The sequence below is a fragment of the Streptomyces sp. AC627_RSS907 genome (genome assembly GCF_019049165.1).
Genome location: NZ_JAGMUE010000615.1, coordinates 1 through 563, shown reverse-complemented (window position 1 = coordinate 563; position 563 = coordinate 1). Strand labels below are relative to the sequence as shown.

At 73.4% G+C, this 563-nt stretch carries 1 protein-coding gene; it reads right to left on the bottom strand.

The genetic code is table 11. From position 1 onward, the window contains the following. Positions 1-325: 325 nt before the first annotated feature. On the bottom strand, positions 326-563 hold a 238-nt coding region (locus KUM32_RS37410; protein ID WP_374227599.1), incomplete at its 5' end, for a thioesterase II family protein.

Here is a 563-nt window from a genome sequence, read left to right as displayed (position 1 = left end):
GCGCAGGGTGCCGCCACCTATCCCGGCCGTGGCCGGGCCAGTTCAGTAACGTCAGCCTCTGCGATCACTATGACACCACGCCTTCGACGGTGTAACGCCTCGATGAAGTCCCCTCGACCCACCGTCCGGGTACGCCCGTAATGCACGCTTTCCGCTGGCGAGAAGCGTTCCCTCGGCTGGCGGGAACGCGCCGGCCCCACACGGGCCCGGGCGGCGGCGGGAGCGCGTCGCCCCCGCCGCCGCCCGGTGCCGCCCGCCGCCGCCCGGCTTCGCCGTCCAAGCCGGACGGGCGGCCGGCCGTGTGGTCCTCGCGGGTCGGTCGGGGTCAGCCAACGGCCAGGTTGGCGAAGGCCGCGACGTCCTCGGCGATGGCCGCCACCACCCGCTCCTGCTGCGGGGTGATGAAGAAGTGACCGCCGGGGAAGGTACGGAAGGTGAAGCCGCCGTCGGTCAGCTTCGACCACGCCTGGGCCTCGTCCAGGTTGACCCGCGGGTCCGACTCGCCGGTGAGCACGCTGATCGGGCAGTGCAGCACCGGCGCGCTGCCGTCCACGTCGCACCGG